At 68.0% G+C, this 17,507-nt stretch carries 8 protein-coding genes; 4 read left to right on the forward strand and 4 right to left on the reverse strand.

Going from position 1 to position 17,507, the window contains the following annotated elements; translation table 11 throughout:
- Positions 1 to 16: 16 nt before the first annotated feature.
- From JOF42_RS05485 to JOF42_RS05500, 4 genes are all read left to right on the forward strand, one after another.
- On the forward strand, positions 17 to 649 hold the full coding sequence (locus JOF42_RS05485; protein ID WP_210096944.1) for a hypothetical protein: 633 nt from the start codon (positions 17 to 19) through the stop codon (positions 647 to 649).
- A 110-nt stretch (positions 650 to 759) separates the two neighbouring features.
- Positions 760 to 6,093 carry a PKD domain-containing protein gene (locus JOF42_RS05490; RefSeq protein WP_210096945.1) on the forward strand — a complete coding sequence of 1,778 codons (5,334 nt, stop codon included), beginning with the start codon at positions 760 to 762 and terminating at the stop codon, positions 6,091 to 6,093.
- 131 nt (positions 6,094 to 6,224) lie between these two features.
- Positions 6,225 to 6,806 (forward strand): CDP-alcohol phosphatidyltransferase family protein, encoded by a 582-nt coding sequence (locus JOF42_RS05495; RefSeq protein ID WP_307803548.1) that lies wholly within the window; start codon positions 6,225 to 6,227, stop codon positions 6,804 to 6,806.
- Between the two features lie 170 nt (positions 6,807 to 6,976).
- Positions 6,977 to 9,535: a right-handed parallel beta-helix repeat-containing protein gene (locus JOF42_RS05500; protein ID WP_210096946.1), complete on the forward strand. Its 2,559-nt coding sequence runs from the start codon at positions 6,977 to 6,979 to the stop codon at positions 9,533 to 9,535.
- Positions 9,536 to 9,889: 354 nt separating this feature from the next.
- Here the strand turns inward: JOF42_RS05500 and JOF42_RS05505 are convergent, their stop codons facing one another.
- The 4 genes from JOF42_RS05505 to JOF42_RS05520 form a co-directional block, all read right to left on the reverse strand.
- Entirely contained in the window at positions 9,890 to 14,605 is a 4,716-nt protein-coding gene (locus JOF42_RS05505) for a laminin G domain-containing protein (protein WP_210096947.1), read from the reverse strand.
- Between the two features lie 64 nt (positions 14,606 to 14,669).
- Positions 14,670 to 15,287 carry a DUF4352 domain-containing protein gene (locus JOF42_RS05510; RefSeq protein ID WP_210096948.1) on the reverse strand — a complete coding sequence of 206 codons (618 nt, stop codon included), beginning with the start codon at positions 15,285 to 15,287 and terminating at the stop codon, positions 14,670 to 14,672.
- A gap of 189 nt (positions 15,288 to 15,476) precedes the next feature.
- On the reverse strand, positions 15,477 to 16,616 hold the full coding sequence (locus JOF42_RS05515; RefSeq protein ID WP_210096949.1) for a glycosyltransferase family 4 protein: 1,140 nt from the start codon (positions 16,614 to 16,616) through the stop codon (positions 15,477 to 15,479).
- A gap of 1 nt (position 16,617) precedes the next feature.
- Positions 16,618 to 17,505 carry a hypothetical protein gene (locus JOF42_RS05520; protein WP_245340730.1) on the reverse strand — a complete coding sequence of 296 codons (888 nt, stop codon included), beginning with the start codon at positions 17,503 to 17,505 and terminating at the stop codon, positions 16,618 to 16,620.
- Positions 17,506 to 17,507 lie beyond the last annotated feature (2 nt).

The raw sequence follows: 17,507 nt of genomic DNA on the forward strand, positions 1-17,507 counted from the left end.
GTGGAGGAGGGGAACCATGGCGGATTCGCAGACGGAACCGCGGCGGCGGATGGGCTGGCGCGGGTGGACGCTCATCGGTGTGATCGCCGTGCTCCTCATCGGCGGGATCGTGTGGGGAGTGCTCGCGAACAGCGGCTCCGACCAGGCCGACCCGGGCGCATCGACGAGCCCCGGCGCGACGCCGACGCCGCAGCCGACCGAGTTCGAGACGCCGTCTCCCGGTGCCACCGACGGTGTGGCCAAGCCCGACGACGGCGAGGAGGTGCCGCTCGACGAGCCGGCTCCTGCCGTGGAAGGGGTCGTGACGGAGGTCACGGACATCCAGTCGATCACCGCAGGCAACGACATCCCCGGCGAGCCCAGCGGCCCGGCCATCCAGGTCACCGTACGGCTGACGAACGGGTCGGAGAAGGCGATCGACACCGCGGGGGCCAACGTCACCCTGACCTATGGAGGGGACGACCGCCTGCCCGCTGCCGGACTCACCGGCGAGGGCACATCGGTGTGGCCGTCGTCCATCGCGGCCGGCGCCAGCGCGGACGCAGTATTCCAGTTTGCAGTTCCCTCTTCTCCTGACGGGGACGTGCGTGTTATCGTCGATATATTGGCCGCTGTGCCAAACGTCGTCTTCGTCGGCCCTCGACCTTAGGTCGCTGCCGTCGGACGACGGATTACTGGGGAGTTATCGTTCGGTGCCAATGTAGGGGTTGAGCGCGAACGGTCCATCATCTGGGGAGATGAACGATGGGCACTACAGCAATGTCTTGGGGACGCCGCGGACGCGGTGCATTGATCGCGATCGCGGTGACGCTCGCCGTCGCACTCGGATCGCTGGTGACGATGTCGCCCGCGCAGGCGGACGTGAGTCCACCGGCCGGAGAGGCCTCGACGGTCACCGCTGATTCGCTGCCTACGGTGCAGATCAACGGCATCGTCTGGGATCAGGCCGTGGTCGGCAACGTCGTGTACGCGGCGGGCAAGTTCACCAGCGCCCGGCCCGCAGGGGCTGCCGCCGGAGTGAACGAGACCCCCCGGTCGAACCTTCTGGCCTACGACATCCGCACCGGTGTCCTGATCGCGTCGTTCGCGCCGTCGATCAACGGCCAGGTGCGTCAGGTCGAGGCCTCGCCCGACGGCACGCGCCTCTACATCGTCGGCGACTTCACCACGGTGAACACCCAGACCCGCAACCGCGTGGCAGCCTTCGATCTGCCCAGCGGCACGCTCTCGACGTTCAACCCGAACTCCAACGGCGTCACCTCGGGTGTCGCCGCGACCAACGACACCGTGTACATCACCGGTACGTTCGGTCGCGTCTCCGGCAACGACCGCTCCGGCGCCGCGGCGTTCACCCGCGCCGGCGCTCTGCTGCCCTGGGCCCCGGTGCTCGAAGGTCGCCAGGGTCGTGTCGTGACCGTCTCTCCCGCGGGCGACAAGGTGGTCCTCGGCGGTAACTTCCAGACTCTCAACGGCAGCTCGAACCCGGGCTACGGCCTGGCCATGGTCTCGGCATCCGATGCCTCCCTGCTGCCGTTCTCGGCGAACAACGTCATCCGCAACGCCGGACTCGACGCGGCGATCCTCTCGCTCAAGTCGTCCGGCGACGACATCTATGGCACGGGCTACGTGTTCGGCAATGGCGGCAACCTCGAGGGCTCCTTCCGCGCATCGTGGTCGAGCGGCGACCTCGTCTGGGTCAATGACTGCCACGGCGACCAGTACGACGTGGAGCCGATGGGCGACACCGTGTACGCGGCCGGGCACTCGCACTACTGCGGCAGCCTCGAAGACGGCTTCCCGCAGAGCGATCCCTGGTCCTTCTACCGCGGCCTCGCCGTGTCGAAGGATGTCGCGCGGACGACGCCCTACGGACTGAACCTCGGATACTACGACTTCGGCGGAAACCCCGCTCCGAAGCTGCTGCACTGGTTCCCGAGCTTCAACACCGGCACCGCCAGCGGTGCCTCGCAGGGACCCTGGTCGGTCTCCTCCAACAGCGAGTACCTCGTATACGGCGGTGAGTTCACCCGGGTGAACAACACCGGTCAACAGGGTCTCGCCCGCTTCGCGGTGACGTCGAAGGCGCCCAACGCGCAGGGACCGATCCTCTGGAACACGGCCTGGCCCGCCTCGTCGATCGCCCTCACCGGCGGATCGATCCGCGTGAGCTGGCCGCTCAACTACGACCGCGACAGCGAGTACCTGAAGTACGAGGTTCTCCGCGACAACGTGGTCGTCAAGACCTATGAGAACGTGCGGTCGAAGTCTGCCGACTGGGGCCTGCCGCCCATGGCCTACGTCGACACCACGGTCACGAACGGCACGACGTACACGTACCGTGTGCGTGCGACAGACAACGAGGGACACTCGATCCTCGGTGGGACGACGACCGTGACGGCATCCGGATCCGCCGCCCCGAGCGCGTACCGCACCGCGGTGCTCGATGACGCACCGTTGAACTACTGGCCCCTCGACGACTCGTCGGCCACGCTCTCGTACGACTGGGCCGGAGCATCCGACCTCGCCGTGCACAGCGGCGTGACCCGTGGAACGTCCGGTGCCATGCTCTCGGACTCGCGCAGCGCGTCGAGCTTCGACGGCTCCGGTGAGGGCTTCGCATCGACGACGTCGGCGATCGCCGGTCCGAACTCGTTCGGCATCGAGGCGTGGTTCAAGACGACCACGACCAACGGCGGGAAGATCGTCGGCTTCGGCAACAGCTCCACCGGCACGTCCGGCAGCTACGACCGCCACGTCTACATGGAACCGAGCGGACAGATCACCTTCGGTGTCTACCCCGGGTCGTCGCAGACGATCAGCTCGGCCAGCGCGTTCAACGACGGGCAGTGGCACTACGTGTCGGCGGGTATGAGCGACGGCGGCATGGTGCTCTACATCGACGGCGTCCGCGTCGCCCAGCGCACCGACGTGACGTCGGCGCAGGCGTACAACGGCTACTGGCGAGTCGGAGGCGACAGCCCGTGGTCGGGTGCAGCCTTCTTCCCCGGCCAGATCGACGACGTCGCCATCTACGGCGCCCCGCTGACCCGCGAGCAGGTGGCTTCGCACTACACGGCATCCGGTCGCGAGCTCGAGGGATCGACCGCTCCGGCTGACGCGTATGGCGCGGCCGTCTACGCCGCAGACCCCGCGCTGTACTGGCGACTCGGTGAGTCGACGGGCAGCACCGCAGCGGATGCCTCGGGCTACAACCAGAAGGGCACCTACTTCGGCGGCGTCAGCAAGGGCGTCGATGGAGCCCTCGCCGGTGTGAGCAACAAGGCGGCCTCGTTCGAGGGTGGCCAGGTCATCAGCCAGAACTCGTACACGAACCCCCGCTCGTACTCGCTCGAGGCATGGTTCAAGACCAGCACGACCAGCGGTGGAAAGATCATCGGATTCGGCAACAGCCCGGACGGCAATTCGTCGGGCTACGACCGTCACGTCTACATGACACCGGACGGCAAGCTCATCTACGGAGTCTGGGTCGGCTTCGCCGAAACGTTGCAGACCTCCGCGTCGTACAACGACGGCCAGTGGCACCAGGTGGTCGCCACGCAGGGCGCCACCGGAATGCGCCTCTACGTCGACGGCGTGGAGCAGGGGTCCAACGGCCAGACGAACGCTCAGGACTACACCGGGTACTGGCACGTGGGCGGCGACGTCACGTGGGGTCCGGGTGACTGGGAGTTCGACGGATCGATCGACGAGGTCGCCGTCTACCTGTCGCCGCTGTCCGGAACGACCGTCTCGCAGCACTACGCGCTGGGAACCACCGGAGCACCCGCGAACATCGCCCCGACGGCGAGCTTCACGAACACCGCGACCAAGCTCGGCCTCGCGGTCGACGCGAGCGCCTCCACGGATGCCGACGGCACGATCGCGAGCTACAGCTGGAACTGGGGAGACGGAACGCCTGCGGGCACCGGAGCCACGGCGACGCACACCTACGCGGTCGCGGGCTCCTACACGGTGACCCTCACGGTGACCGACGACAAGGGCGCGACGGGCACGTCGACGGCCATCGTCGAAGCCGTCGCGAACCAGGCGCCGGTCTCCTCGTTCACCTCCGCCGCCACCGACCTGAAGGCCGATGTCGACGCGAGCGCCTCGCAGGACACCGACGGCACGATCGCCGGCTACTCGTGGAACTGGGGTGACGGGACGGCCGCAGGGTCGGGCAAGACCGCGACCCACACGTACGCGGCAGCGGGAACGTACACCATCACGCTCACGGTGACGGATGACGAGGGAGCGACGTCGCAGAAGACGGCGTCGATCACGGTCACGGCACCGGTGGGAGCGGTGACCTACGCCACCGACTCGTTCAACCGCACCGTGGCGAGCGGCCTCGGCACCGCGAACACCGGGGGAGCGTGGACGCTGTCGAACACGGCATCCAACTACCTCGTCAGCGGCGCCTACGCGGCATTCCAGCAGCCGGCCGGGGGAGCGCAGCGGTACGCGTACCTCACGGACGTCTCCTCGACCGACACTGCGGTGGACGTCGACGTGGTGCTGCCGCAGCTTCCGACCGGGGGCAGCGCGTACTACACGGTGGCCGCACGTCGTGTGGGCACGGAGGACTACCGGTCGCGGGTCATCGTCTCGCCGACCGGCGGGGTCCAGCTGCAGCTGCAGCAGACCGCGACCGTCCTGACGACCGCGTCGACGGGGCTGACCGTGAGCGCCGGTGACGCACTGCACGTGCGCACCGAAGCGACGGGAACCTCGCCGACGACGATCAGGGCCAAGGTGTGGAAGGTCGGCACGGCCGAGCCCGCGAACTGGACCTCGTCGACGACGAGCTCCACCGCGGGTCTGCAGTCGGCCGGACACGTCGGTCTCGGTGTGTACCTCGGCGGCTCGGTCACCAACGTGCCGTTCCAGACCCGGTTCGACAACTTCTGGGCAGGATCCACGACGGGCGGCCCGACGCCTCCCGTCAACCAGGCGCCGGTCGCCGCGTTCACCAGTTCGGTGAGCGGGCTCTCGGCCACGGTGAACGGATCGACCTCGACCGACGCCGACGGCACCATCGCCTCGTACGCCTGGGACTTCGGAGACGGAGCCACGGCCACGGGCGTCACGCCCGCCGCGCATGCATATGCTGCCGCAGGCACTTATCAGGTGAAGCTGACGGTCACGGACAACAAGGGTGCAACCGGAACGGTCACCAAGGCGGTCACGGTGACGGCGGCTCCGGCCAACCAGAACCCCGTCGCATCGTTCACGGCGACTCCGACCGATCTCACGGTCGCGGTCGACGGCACGGCATCGACGGATCCTGACGGCTCGATCGCCTCGTATGCGTGGAACTTCGGTGACGGGGCGACCGCCACCGGGTCGACCGCTTCGCACCCGTATGCCGCAGCGGGCACGTACACGGTGACGCTGACGGTGACCGACAACCTCGGCGCGGTGAACACCGTGACGAAGTCCGTGACGGTGGTCGCTCCGGCGGGCGCGGCCTTCGCCGCCGATGACTTCGGTCGGGCGAACGGCACGCTCGGGACGGCCCAGACCGGCGGTGTCTGGACCCAGACGAGCGGCGCGGCGAACGTCGCCATCGACAACGGGGCGGCGAAGTTCACGACGCAGGCGGCGGGGCAGACCCGCACCGCATCGTTGAACTCCGCCACCTCCACGAGCACGGATCTGACGTTCACCGTGACCGCGCCGGCGATGCCGGCCGGAGCACGCGTCTACGTCGCGGCTCTCGCTCGGGTCGTCGGGTCGGATGACTACCGGGCGCGGTGGCTGATCGGTGCCGACGGATCGGTGACGGCGCAGCTCGCCCGCGGTGGCACGGCGTTGGTCTCGCAGAACATGGCGGGCTTCACGTTCACCCCAGGAACGGTATATAACGTCCGGGTGCAGGCATTCGGCACGGGTACGACGACGCTCCGGAGTAAGCTCTGGGCGGCGGGAACCACGGAGCCGGCTGCCTGGCAGCTGTCCACGACCGATTCCACCGCAGCACTGCAGACCGCCGGTTACGTCGGGATCTCGACCTATGCGGGATCCGGCTTCACCAGCGTTCCGTACACCCTGACATTCGACGACTTCCGAGCACGAGGAGTGACGCCCTGACTTTCGCAGATTCGTACCGGAGCCTCGCGGCCGCCCAGAAGGGGCGTGCACGCGGGGCTCCTGCGTACTCGGTCTTCATCAACCGCCCCGTCGGCCGGGTCATCGCGGCCGGCGCCTTCACCGCAGGACTCGTGCCGAATCAGGTCTCTCTGATCAGCGCGGCGTTCACCTTCACGGGGATCGTGCTCCTGGCGACGGTGCCGCCGTCGATCGTGCTCGGGATCATCGTCTGGCTGCTCCTCGCGGTCGGGTATGCCTGGGACAGCGCAGACGGCCAGGTCGCGAGGCTCCGTGGAGGAGGCTCGCTCGCAGGCGAATGGCTCGACCACGTCCTCGACTCGACGAAGCTCGTCGCTCTCCCGCTCGCGGTGGCCATCGGCTGGTACCGGTTCTTCCCGTTGCCGTCGGACCTCTGGCTCCTGGTGCCGCTCGGCTTCGCCGTCATCTCGACGGTGACCTTCTTCGGCATGATCCTGAACGATCTGCTGCGCGGCAAGAAGGGCGTCGCTCAGGCGGCGCAGGCCGGTGGATTCTCACTCGGGCGCTCTCTGCTGGGGCTCCCCACGGACTACGGGGTGCTCTGCTTCGCGTTCGTGCTGTGGGGCTGGCCGCCCGCGTTCATGCTGGTATACAGCCTTCTCGCCCTCGCAGCGGCTCTGTACTTGGGTGCCGCATTGGCCATATGGTTCCGGAAGATGTCCGCGCTCGGCTGACCCGGAAGAACCCTCCGATCGCTGACAGTTATCCAATCGATATCAGCAAATCCTCAGGAACCGCCCAGGGAAATCAGGCTATGGTCTACAATCATCCGCCACCGAAGCCGGATGTCGACGCTGCCTACCCGACCCTGCAGTGACGAGAAACACATCGGAGACCCTCCCCCATGCGTAAAAATACCCTCCCCCTGATCGCATCCTTATCCGCACTGTTATTGCCCTTCGCCGTCGTGACCCCCGCTGCGGCGGACACCACTGACGTCGTCCTGGTCCAGGACTCCATGGATCGCACCGTGAAAGCGGGCCTCGGCTCCGCCGCCGACGGCACGACCTACGACGCCTCACCCGTCGCATCGGTCTCGGTGGCGAACGGCACGGCGAAGCTCAACGCCGCCGCGCCGGGCGCCACCGTGACCGCCCGCCCTGTGGGTGTCGCTGTCGGCGACTCGACCCAGTCGACCGCCTTCACACTGCCGCAGCTGCCGAAGTCCGGCTCCGGCGTCTACATGAGCCTGCAGTCGCGGCTCACCGCCGACGGCTTCTACCAGACCCAGGTGCGCGTCGATCCGAAGGGCGTCGTCCTCCTCGAGACCCTCCGCGTGAACGCAGGGGTGCAGACGACCCTCGGCTACACCTGGGTGCCCGAGCTCCGCGTCAAGGCGGGAGTTCCGTTCGTGCTCGAGACGCGCCTTGCCGGCACCGACGCGGTCACCATCGACGCGCGCGTGAGCGCGGTCGGAGCCAAGCCGACGAGCTGGAAGCTCTCCGTCACCGACCGGGCGGCGAAGCGGCTGAAGGCCGACGGCCGCACAGGAGTGCGGCTCTACGTCTCGAGGAGCACCCCCGCGCTGGGCGTTCTCTTCGACGACCTCCGGGTGGCCTCGAACGAAGAGGACGCCACTCCGACCACGCCGACCACTCCGACGACGCCGACCACTCCGACGACGCCGACGACTCCGACGACGCCGACGACTCCGACGACGCCGACCACGCCGACCACGCCGACCACTCCGACCACTCCGACCACTCCGGCGGGTGGTGCACCCGCCTGGAACGTGAGCGGCGCACGCACCGCCGCGGGCGCGGCTGCCGTCGGGACCACCAAGTACGCGGTGCCAGCCGGTGCCCTGTTCGTGAGCCCCAGCGGCGCGGCGTCAGGCACGGGCACCCAGGCAGCGCCGTTCGCCACGGTGCAGTCTGCGGTCAACAGTGCGGCATCCGGCTCGACTCTCGTGCTCCGCGGCGGCACCTATCACGAGTCCGTCGTGGTCCCCGCGGGCAAGAAGCTCACGATCCAGTCGTACCCCGGAGAGTCCGTGTGGTTCGACGGTGCGTCGACACTGAAGAACTGGCAGGCCGCGAGCGGACGCTGGTTCAGTGCCGACTGGAAGTACGACTTCGACTCGACCCCGTCGTTCACGAAGGGCGAGGCTGACGGCACGGCGGCCGGATGGCGGTGGCTGAATGCCGCGCACCCGATGGCCGCTCACCCGGAGCAGGTCTGGATCGACGGCGTCGCCCAGGTCGAGGTCGCGTCGCTCGCGAATCTCAAGGCCGGCACCTTCTTCACCGACGTCGCGAACGACCGTCTGTACCTCGGAAGCGACCCCACGGGGCACTCCGTGAAGACCTCCACCCTCACCAAGGCGCTGTCGCTGCGGGGCGAGGGAGCGGTCATCCGCGGCATCGGCATCCGCAACTACGCGACCTCCGTCTGGATGATGGGTGCCGTGACGGTCGAGGCCCCGAAGGCGACGATCGAGAACGTCGTCATCTACGACACCGCCTCGACCGGACTCTTCGTCGGCGCCTCGAACGCGACGGTCCGCGACGTGACGCTGGCGCGCAACGGCCTCATGGGGCTCGGAGCCAACTACGCGGATGCGCTCGTCATCGACGACCTTCTGGCCGTCGAGAACAACGCGGAGCACTTCAACACATCGCCCGTGTCGGGTGGTGTGAAGATCGCCAAGTCGCGCGGAGTCACCGTGACCGATTCCGCGCTGCTGCGCAACGACGGGCCGGGAATCTGGCTCGACCAGTCGGTGTACGACGTGCGTATCTCCGGCTCGGACATCATCGAGAACAGGGGCGCCGGCGCCTTCCTCGAGCTGTCGCAGAAGATCGACTTCGTCAACAACCTCGTGCTGCGCAATGTGGGCAACGGCGTCAAGATCAACAACACCGGTGGCGTGAACCTGTGGAACAACACGATCATCGGCGGAGACCGTGCCGTGAACATCGTGCAGGACAGCCGCAGCGCATCGGATGCATCCGTGCCGGGGCACAACGCCCGACGTCCGTTCCCGGACCCGACGATGCCGTGGCTGATCCGCGACATCTCGATCGGCAACAACGTCATCGGCGAGAGTGCCGGTAACTGCACGTACTGCGTCGAGGACTACACCCACCGGTACACGCCCGCCCAGCTCAACATCCGCTCGGATGGCAACGTGATCCAGCGCAACAGCGCTGCGGCACCGACCTGGTTCGTGATCTGGTCGCGCGGTACCGCCAACGTGAACCCGTATGTGTTCACGACGTGGGCGAACTACCGCACGACGACAGGGCAGGACGCCAACTCGACCGCGGTGGAGGGCCGCAAGGTGACGGACACCTCGGGCAGGCTGCTCGCGGGTGCGACCGCCTCGGCGCGGACTCTCCCGGGAATCGTCGCGACGATCCTCGGATCCACGACACCCACGATCGGGGCTCGGTTCCCCTGATCGGGATCCGGTTCCCCTGATCCGGCTCGGATCCGGATCCGGAACCTGAAACGGGCGCACGCAAGAGGCCGGGGTGCAGACACCCCGGCCTCTTGCTGTGCTGTCCGAGCTCGGCTCCCATGTCGAGTCCTGTCCGGTGGTGGCACCGCCCGGTGGTGGCACTGCCCGGCGGTGGGTACCACCAGTGGTGGGCGCCGCCCGCACAACGGAACCACCCCGAGGGCGCTGAGCGTGCGTGCGCTCGACCACGGGGTATCCGTTCTCGACCACGGGCATCGCTCTCGCCTGCGGTCGTCGCCATCAACCCAGAAGGGCCGAGGCGGTGAACGCCTCGGCCCTTCGTGTCACTGATGACTACTGCGCGGGTCCCGCCCAGAAGTCGTCGTATGTGTAGACGACCGGGACGGCCGTCGCGCTGGACGACAGGTAGCTGTTCACGCCCACGTAGCCGGGAACCTGCAGCGAGGCCGTGGCGTCGGTCGTCGTGAGGGTCCACGCCGTCGGCTCCGTGGTGGCGGTGCGCCAGACCTTCGCCTTGAGGGTGGTCGGGTTGGTGCCCGTCACCTGGAACCTGACGCTCAGCTGGTCGGCGCTCGTGACCGTCAGACCGGGGACGGTCGTCGACGAGATGACCGTCTCGGCCCCGGCGATCGTCTTCGTCAGCCAGAGGGACACGACACCGTTCGACGCCACGCGGAACTTCGCGCGGTAGTCGTTGGCGTTGTCGATCTGTCGTCCGAGAGCGGAGAAGTAGTACCCGCCGCCGGTGGACGGCTGGTTGAACGCCACGGAGAACCGCTCCTCGGTGTTCGTCGACGGCGTCGAGCCGGCGAGCGAGGCCGAGTAGTTGTTCCCCGCCGACAGGGTGACGGTTCCGCCGGTGCCGTTGACGGCGAACTTGCTCAGTGCCGTCGCGCTGCTCGGGAACATGGTCCACGCGCCGCCGGTGGTGGTTGCGGTACCCCATCCGTTGGTGCCTGTCCGGGTGAAGGCATCCTGCGCCCACACCTGCGGTGCCGCCACGGTGACCGACCTGGTCGTGGTGGCTGTCGCCCCCCGATCGTCCGTCACCGTGAGGGTCACGGTGTACGTGCCCCCGGCTGCGTAGGTGTGAGACGACGTCGCTCCCGAAGCGGTGCCGCCGTCGCCGAAGTCCCAGGCGTATGCGGCGACCGTGCCGTCCGCATCCGCTGAACCCGAGCCGTCGACAGCCACAGCGAGGTTCGCCACCGAGGTGGTGAAGGCCGCAGAGGGCGCCTGGTTCGGCGCCACAGTGACGTCATGCGTCACGGTCGCGGTGCCACCCCGGTTGTCCGTCACCGTGAGCTTCACGGTGTAGGTGCCGGCGCTCGCGTAGGTGTGAGACGCCGTCGCACCGGATGCGGTGCCGCCGTCGCCGAACTCCCAGGCGTACGACCCGATGGTCCCGTCAGGGTCCGTCGACGTCGTGGCATCCAGGGTCACCGCGAGCAGGTTCGACGCGGTCGTGAATGCCGCCGTCGGATCCTGGTTCGGCGCCAGCGTCGTCGTGACGACCCGTGTCTTGGTGGCGGTGGTGCCGGTGTCGTCCTTCACCGTGAGAGTCACGGTGAAGTCGCCCGCCGTCGCGTACGTGTGGGTCGTGGTGGCGCCGGTGCCGGTGGTGCCGTCGCCGAAGTCCCACGCGTACGACGCGATGGTGCCGTCGGGATCGGACGATGCCGATCCGTCGAGCGCGACATCGAGGTGATCCGCCGTGGCGCTGATCGCCGCCGTCGGAGCCTGGTTCGGGGCGACCGTCACCGACCTGGTGAGGGTGTTGACGAGCGAAGTGCTGTCCGTCACCTTCAGCGTGATCGTGTAGGTGCCGCCGGCGGCGTAGACGTGCGATGCCGTCGCCCCCGTCGTGACCGTCCCGTCACCGAAGTTCCACGCGTAGGCGAGCGGCCCGCCGTCGGCGTCGGTCGACGTGCTCGCGTCGACGTCGATCTTCAGCTTGTCGGTCACCGAGGTGAACGCCGCCACCGGTGCGCGTCCCGGAACGGTACGGCCGCTCGCTGCGAAGTGATCGCGAACCCGCTGCTCGGAGAGCACGGAGGGGTACACGGCGACCTCGTCGAGTGTTCCGGCGATGTAGTTGCTGGACGTGCTGCCCCAGGTCTTGTCCGCACCGATGCGCCAGTAGCCGCGGTAGTTCTCGGAACCTGCCATCGAGTTGCTGCCGACGAGCTGGGTGTCGAGCCACAGCTTCATCCCGTCGGCGCCCTGACTGGCGACCACGTGGTGCCACTGGCCGTCGTTGTATGCGGTGGGGGTGACCAGCGTGGTCTGCGGCTGACCGCTTCCGAACTGCACCTTCCCGTCGTTCTGCATGATGACGTGGCGATCGTACTGGGTGCTGAGCCCGCTGGTGGCGTTGCCGAATCCGATCAGCGTGCCGCCCCTGTTGGTCGTCGTCTTGAACCACAGCTCGGCGCTGTAGGTGGTCGGCGCCGTCCAGGGCTCCTGTGCGACCACGAGCGCGGTCGAGCCGTTGAAGGTGGTCGCGGTTCCGGTGCCGATCGCGGACGTCTGCCCACGGGTCACGGTTCCGGCGAGGTTGCCTGTCGTCCCTCCGGCGGCGGAGTCGACGATCGTGCCGGCCGCCGTCTCGTTGAGGCGCCAGTAGAGATCCGGCTTGTCCGTCGACACCGCGGCGCCGTAGACGTCGGTCGGAGCGGCGGTCCACGCGGCCGAGCGACCGCTCGCGAGGTAGTGCGACTGGATGTCGGCCGGAGTCAGCGCGGACGGATACACCGCCACGTCGTCGATCGTGCCTGCGAGACCGGCGTTGGTCGGCTTGTTGGTGAAGCCGTTCGTCTGGTCTGCGCCGATGCGCCAGTAGCCGTCGTAGATCTTCGGCGAGGTGCGTGCCTGATCGCGGTCCACGCGCTTGCCGTCGACGAAGAGCTGCATGCCCTCGGAGCCGACGGTACCGACGATGTGGTGCCAGTTGCCGTCGTTCACCGCGGTGCGGCTGTAGATCGTGCGGTAGGAGCCGTCGTTGATCGCGAAGTTCGCGCGTCCGGAGTTGTCGAGGTACAGCACCCGGTCGGTGAGGCCCGACGTCGATGTGCCCGTGGCGGAGTCGCCGAAGCCGACGATGCGTCCGCCCTTCGTGTTGGTGGTCTTCACCCACGCCTCGACCGTCGCGGCCGACGTCGCGGTGCTGACGTCCTGCGTCGTCATCTTGGGCGTGCTGCCGCCCGCCGAGGTGATCGCCGCGTTCGAATCGTTGAGCAGCGCGCCGCTCGATCCGAGCGTCAGGCTCGTCGCCGTACCGGGTGCGTTCCCCACGTCGTCGTACAGTCGGGTTCCGGTCGTCTCGTCGAGGCGCCAGGCGTGGCTGGCACCGCTCGCCCGCACCGCTGCGCGGTACGTGGCGGTCGGCGTGCTCGACACGGTCACATAGGGCGACCAGGCGCTCCACTGCACGTTGCCGTCGGCATCCTTGGCCCTGACCTGGTAGCGCACCTGCGCTCCCGGTGTTTGGCCGCTGTCGGTGATGCTCAGGCTCGGCAGATTCCAGAACCGGCCGTCAGTGCGGGTGAAGGTCGCGATCTTGACGGAGGGGCTGCGGAACACGTCGTATGTGATCGTGGCGTTGTCGCGATCCCAGACGCTGGTGAACGGGACCCTCACCACTCCGGACTCGTTCGAGTACGGCGCGGGGGTGAGGCCGGCGTTGTAGACCGGGGCGACGGCGTGCGGCGAGACGTTCGTCTTGCCGAACCGGACCAGGCCCTGCTGCGCCACGTTGTTCACCTTCGGGAACTCTCCGCCGAGCACGACGTAGTTCGCGTTTCCGGTGACCGACCATGCGGCCTGACGCGCGCTCGTGTACGTGCCGAACTCGAGGTCGGGGTACCAGTTGAGCTGCTCCGTGTAGGGCATACCGGTGAAGTCCCACCCGTAGGCATCCTTCTTGGTGATCACACCGCCGGTGGGCGTGGTGCTCTCGGCGATCGCCTTGGTCCACCGTGCTCGCGGGTTCGTGTCGCCGAAGGCGCCCACGACGCTGCAGTCGTGCTTGTGCGAGACGGAGTAGAGCACGCCGCCCTGCGGGAAGCTCGCATAGGTGTCACCGAGGCAGTCGTTGAGCCAGTTGATCTGGCCCGTGTAGGGATCTGCCGCGAAGGTCCCCTCGAACGATGCTCCTGCACCGAACGCGTACCCGGTGCCGTAGACCTGGGTGCCGTCGGTGCTGAGGCTCGAGATCGCGCCGTTGAGACCGGCGGTCTTGATCTTGTCGGTGGCGGCCCAGGGGAGTGCCGCCCCGGTCGCGGTGTCGAGGGAGGCCATGCCGTAGGCGGCTGCTCCGTTGAGGGTGGTGAACGAGCCGCCGATGATGACGCGCGAGGAGTCGGGCGACATCAGCATGTCCCACACGAATCCGTCGCCTGCCGCAGCCGGAGCCCACGACGTGATCGTCTTGGACGTGGTGTTCCAGGCCGCCAGCTCGCTGCGCGGCTGACCGCCGCTGGAACGGAAGTTGCCGCCCACGTAGACGGTGTCGCCCGCGAAGGCGAAGCCTCTCACCTGACCGTCCGTGCGGGGTGCCCAGTCGAGCATGGTGCCGGTGGCGACGTCGAAGGCCGCGACGTGCGCGCGGGCCTGACCGTCGACGGCGGTGAAGTCGCCACCGAAGTACACGGTCTTGCCGTCGGGCGTGACTCGCACGACGAGACCCTGGGCGTCGAAGGAGTGGCTGAAGTTCGGAACCGGGTTGCCCGTGGTGATGTCGAATGCGAACACGTTGTTCGCGTCGATCTCGCCCGGGCCGCCGACGGCGACCCCCGGCGGTCGCGCCTTCGTGAAGCTGCCGGTGACGTACACCGTGTTCCCGGCGACGACCTGACTCCACACGACGCCGTTGATCTGCCAGGTGGGCAGGACATCGGCGGTGACGGTGTTGGGCTGTCCGGGTGTGTCGGCGGACGCGGACTCTGCGGGCAGAGCGATGAACGCGATCGCGGCGAGGGCCGTCGCGGCGGTGGCGATCGCGGCGATCACGCGGCGGAGACGGTCTGCTCCGCGGGCGGTGCGTGTCATGGAGGTTCCTCGTGTCGAGAAGCGGTCGGAATCAGCGGTCGCGGACGGGCTCAGCGTGGACATGTCAGTCGAGCCCTCCGTGGAAGACGGCGGATGTATGGTCGCCGTCGAAGTCGACGACCACGGTGACCTCGTCACGCGCATCCTCGGGGATGGCGAAGGCGTAGGTCGCAGTGGCGCTCTTGCCCGCGGCCACCGTGCCGGCGAAGTCGGTGACCTTCGCTTCGGCGGCGTAGACGCGCACGGCGGTCGCGCCCTTCGCATCGAGCACAGTGAGCACCGACGTGCCGAGGTCGATCGAGTCGGAGGAGCCGTTGTCGATCGTGATCGTCAGTCGGGCGTATTCGCGGCCCGGGAAGCTCCCCGGCCCCTGCGACGTCTCCTTGCCTGACGACACGTCGTCGATGCTGACGCTGACGCCGTCGCCGTAGGACACGGCGTCCGAGGTGTCGGCTGCATCCGCCGTCACCGTCGGTGCATCGGAGTGCCCCGCGCGCTCGATCTTCGCGACGGGCTCGTCGGGCGCGGTCGCTCCGGAGTTCGCCGACGGAGCCGAGCCCGCGGTCGGATCAGGAGCGGGCGTCGCCGACGATGAGCTCGTCGGATCCGCTTCGCTCGCCGGCTCCCCGGTGCCGCTGCAGGCGACCAGACTCACGCAGAGCGCGAGGGCCGCGATGGACATGCTTGTACGCGCAATCACCATGATTGTCGATTCCCCAGATTCCCCAATCAGGGTTTGCCGATGTCGACCCGTTCAGAACGAGTCGATCGGCTTGCGTCATCCCCAAATGACGCTATCCCCAGTGAGCGCGATCCTATCATGTCCACCGGATGGGGGACAAGAGTCCTGTGGACAGATTCTGCTAGACCTTCAGCGGCGAAGCGCGGCGAGGATCCCGTCGGTGTATCGCTCGCTCGAGAAAGCCTCGGCGACAGCCGCCGAATCCGACACGGCGAGTGCCGCCTGAGTGGGCCAGTCGTCGATCTTGGCGGCGATGGCCGTTGCGAGTGCGGAGGCGTCGCCGGGGGCGACGAGCGTCGCGCTCTGCGAGTGGCTCACCGCTTCGGGCAGACCGCCGACCTCGCTCACCACTGCAGGACGCGCGGCGAGAGCGGCCTCGACAGCGGTGTTGCCGAACGTCTCGTCGACCAGCGAGGTGATCACGGCGATGTCGCTGCGTGCGAGGTCGTCCCACACCGACGACTTGAACCCGAGGAAGGACACGCGATCCCCGAGTGCGCAGCGGGCGACCTGCGCGTGAAGCTCGGCGAGGTAGGCCTCGTTGCCGGGGAAGACCGCGCCGACGACATCGAGGCGGACGTCGCGACCCTCGCGGACGAGGACGTCGAGCGCATCGATCGCCACGTGCACGCCCTTGCGGTGCGACAGGCGACCGACATAGAGCAGGCGCGTCGGGGCCGTGAGCGTGTCGCGCGGTGTCTCGACCGCATCCGCGCCCGGCACCGCGTTGTGCACCACGATGGTCCTGTCGGCCACCCGCGGGGCGGAGGTCGCCAGCACCCGTCGTGTGAAGTCGCTGTTCGCGATCACGCGATTCGTGAAGACGAGGGGCAGGTAGAGGGCGCGACGCACGATGCCGGCGACGGAACCCTCGCCCTCGTGCACGTGACACACGGTCAGGCGTCGGCTGATGCGCCCGAGAAGGATCCACAGCGGGGGAGTGATGGTGTTCACGATCACCGCGCCGGGGTCGACCCGTCGGATGAGCCTGAGGCCGGGGCCGACCGAGCGGATCGACGTCACGACCAGCTCCACGAGGCCCCGCGCGTTCAGCAATCCCTTGCGGACGATCGGGGTCGCGCACTCGACCACCTCCGCGCCCGCATCCTCGAGCAGCGGCACGAGGGGGCCGGTGTGCGGCACGGTCACGACGACTCGTCGGCCGGCCCCCACGAGGCCGCGCACGGTCTCGAGCACCATCCGATCCGACCCGTAGAGGTCGGCGCCGGGGTTGGCGATCAGAACGACGTTCGGGTCACCCGTCGGCATGTCAGCGCTGCGGCCAGTACTCGTCCACGAGGCTCACCGTGGAGGCGATGTTCGCACGGCTCGACGCGCCGAAGACGATCGACTCGAGGTTGGGAAGGCTCGTCACCCACTCGATGGCCTCACGCGGCGGGATCGCCCCGCTCGCGTACACCGACATGGCGACGGCGCGGAACGGACGCTTGTCCATCGCGTCGCGGTAGGCGTCGACACCACCCGACATCCGGAATCCGAGCTTGTTGATGTTCGAGCACACGATCGGGTTCTCGACTCCCGCCTTGTCGAGGTCGTCGAGCAGCCGGGGCAGGTTCATCGTGATGAAGCCGGGCTCGGCGTTGTAGCGCTTGCGCACGTGGTCGGCGAAGATGCGGAACGCATCGGTGAAGCCGAGCCCCGACAGCAGGTCGACGACGACGTTCTGCAACCAGATGACAGGCGTCGACAGGCCGTCGAACATCTTCATCTCGGCGTCGATGAGCAGCGTGGTGACGCCCTCGATGTCCTTGCGGGCGAGCGACGAGGTGCCTCGCGCGATGCTGTCGAGCAGGCCCTCCTCCGGGAGGAACTTGCGGATGGCTCCGAGGAAGCCGTCTTCGGTCACGGCGTTCGCGTACTTGTGCGCGTACGGCATGCACGGGAAGAACGTCATGTCCGAGTAGCGATCCGGGTGGGCTCGGACGTGGTCGGTGACCTCGGCGATGCGATCGTGGGTGGTGCACATGAACGTGTGCACGCCCTCGTCGTACGCCGCGTCGAGCACACTCATGATCGCTTCGGTGTCCTGGAAGCGCATCTGCTGCGCGCGTGCCTTCTCTTCGGACATGTGGTTGACGCCGAAGAACTGGTTGTCACCGAACAGCAGCCGGTCCATGGTGCGAGTGGATGTCGTCATGG

Source organism: Microbacterium phyllosphaerae (assembly GCF_017876435.1).
GTDB classification, from domain to species: domain Bacteria; phylum Actinomycetota; class Actinomycetes; order Actinomycetales; family Microbacteriaceae; genus Microbacterium; species Microbacterium phyllosphaerae.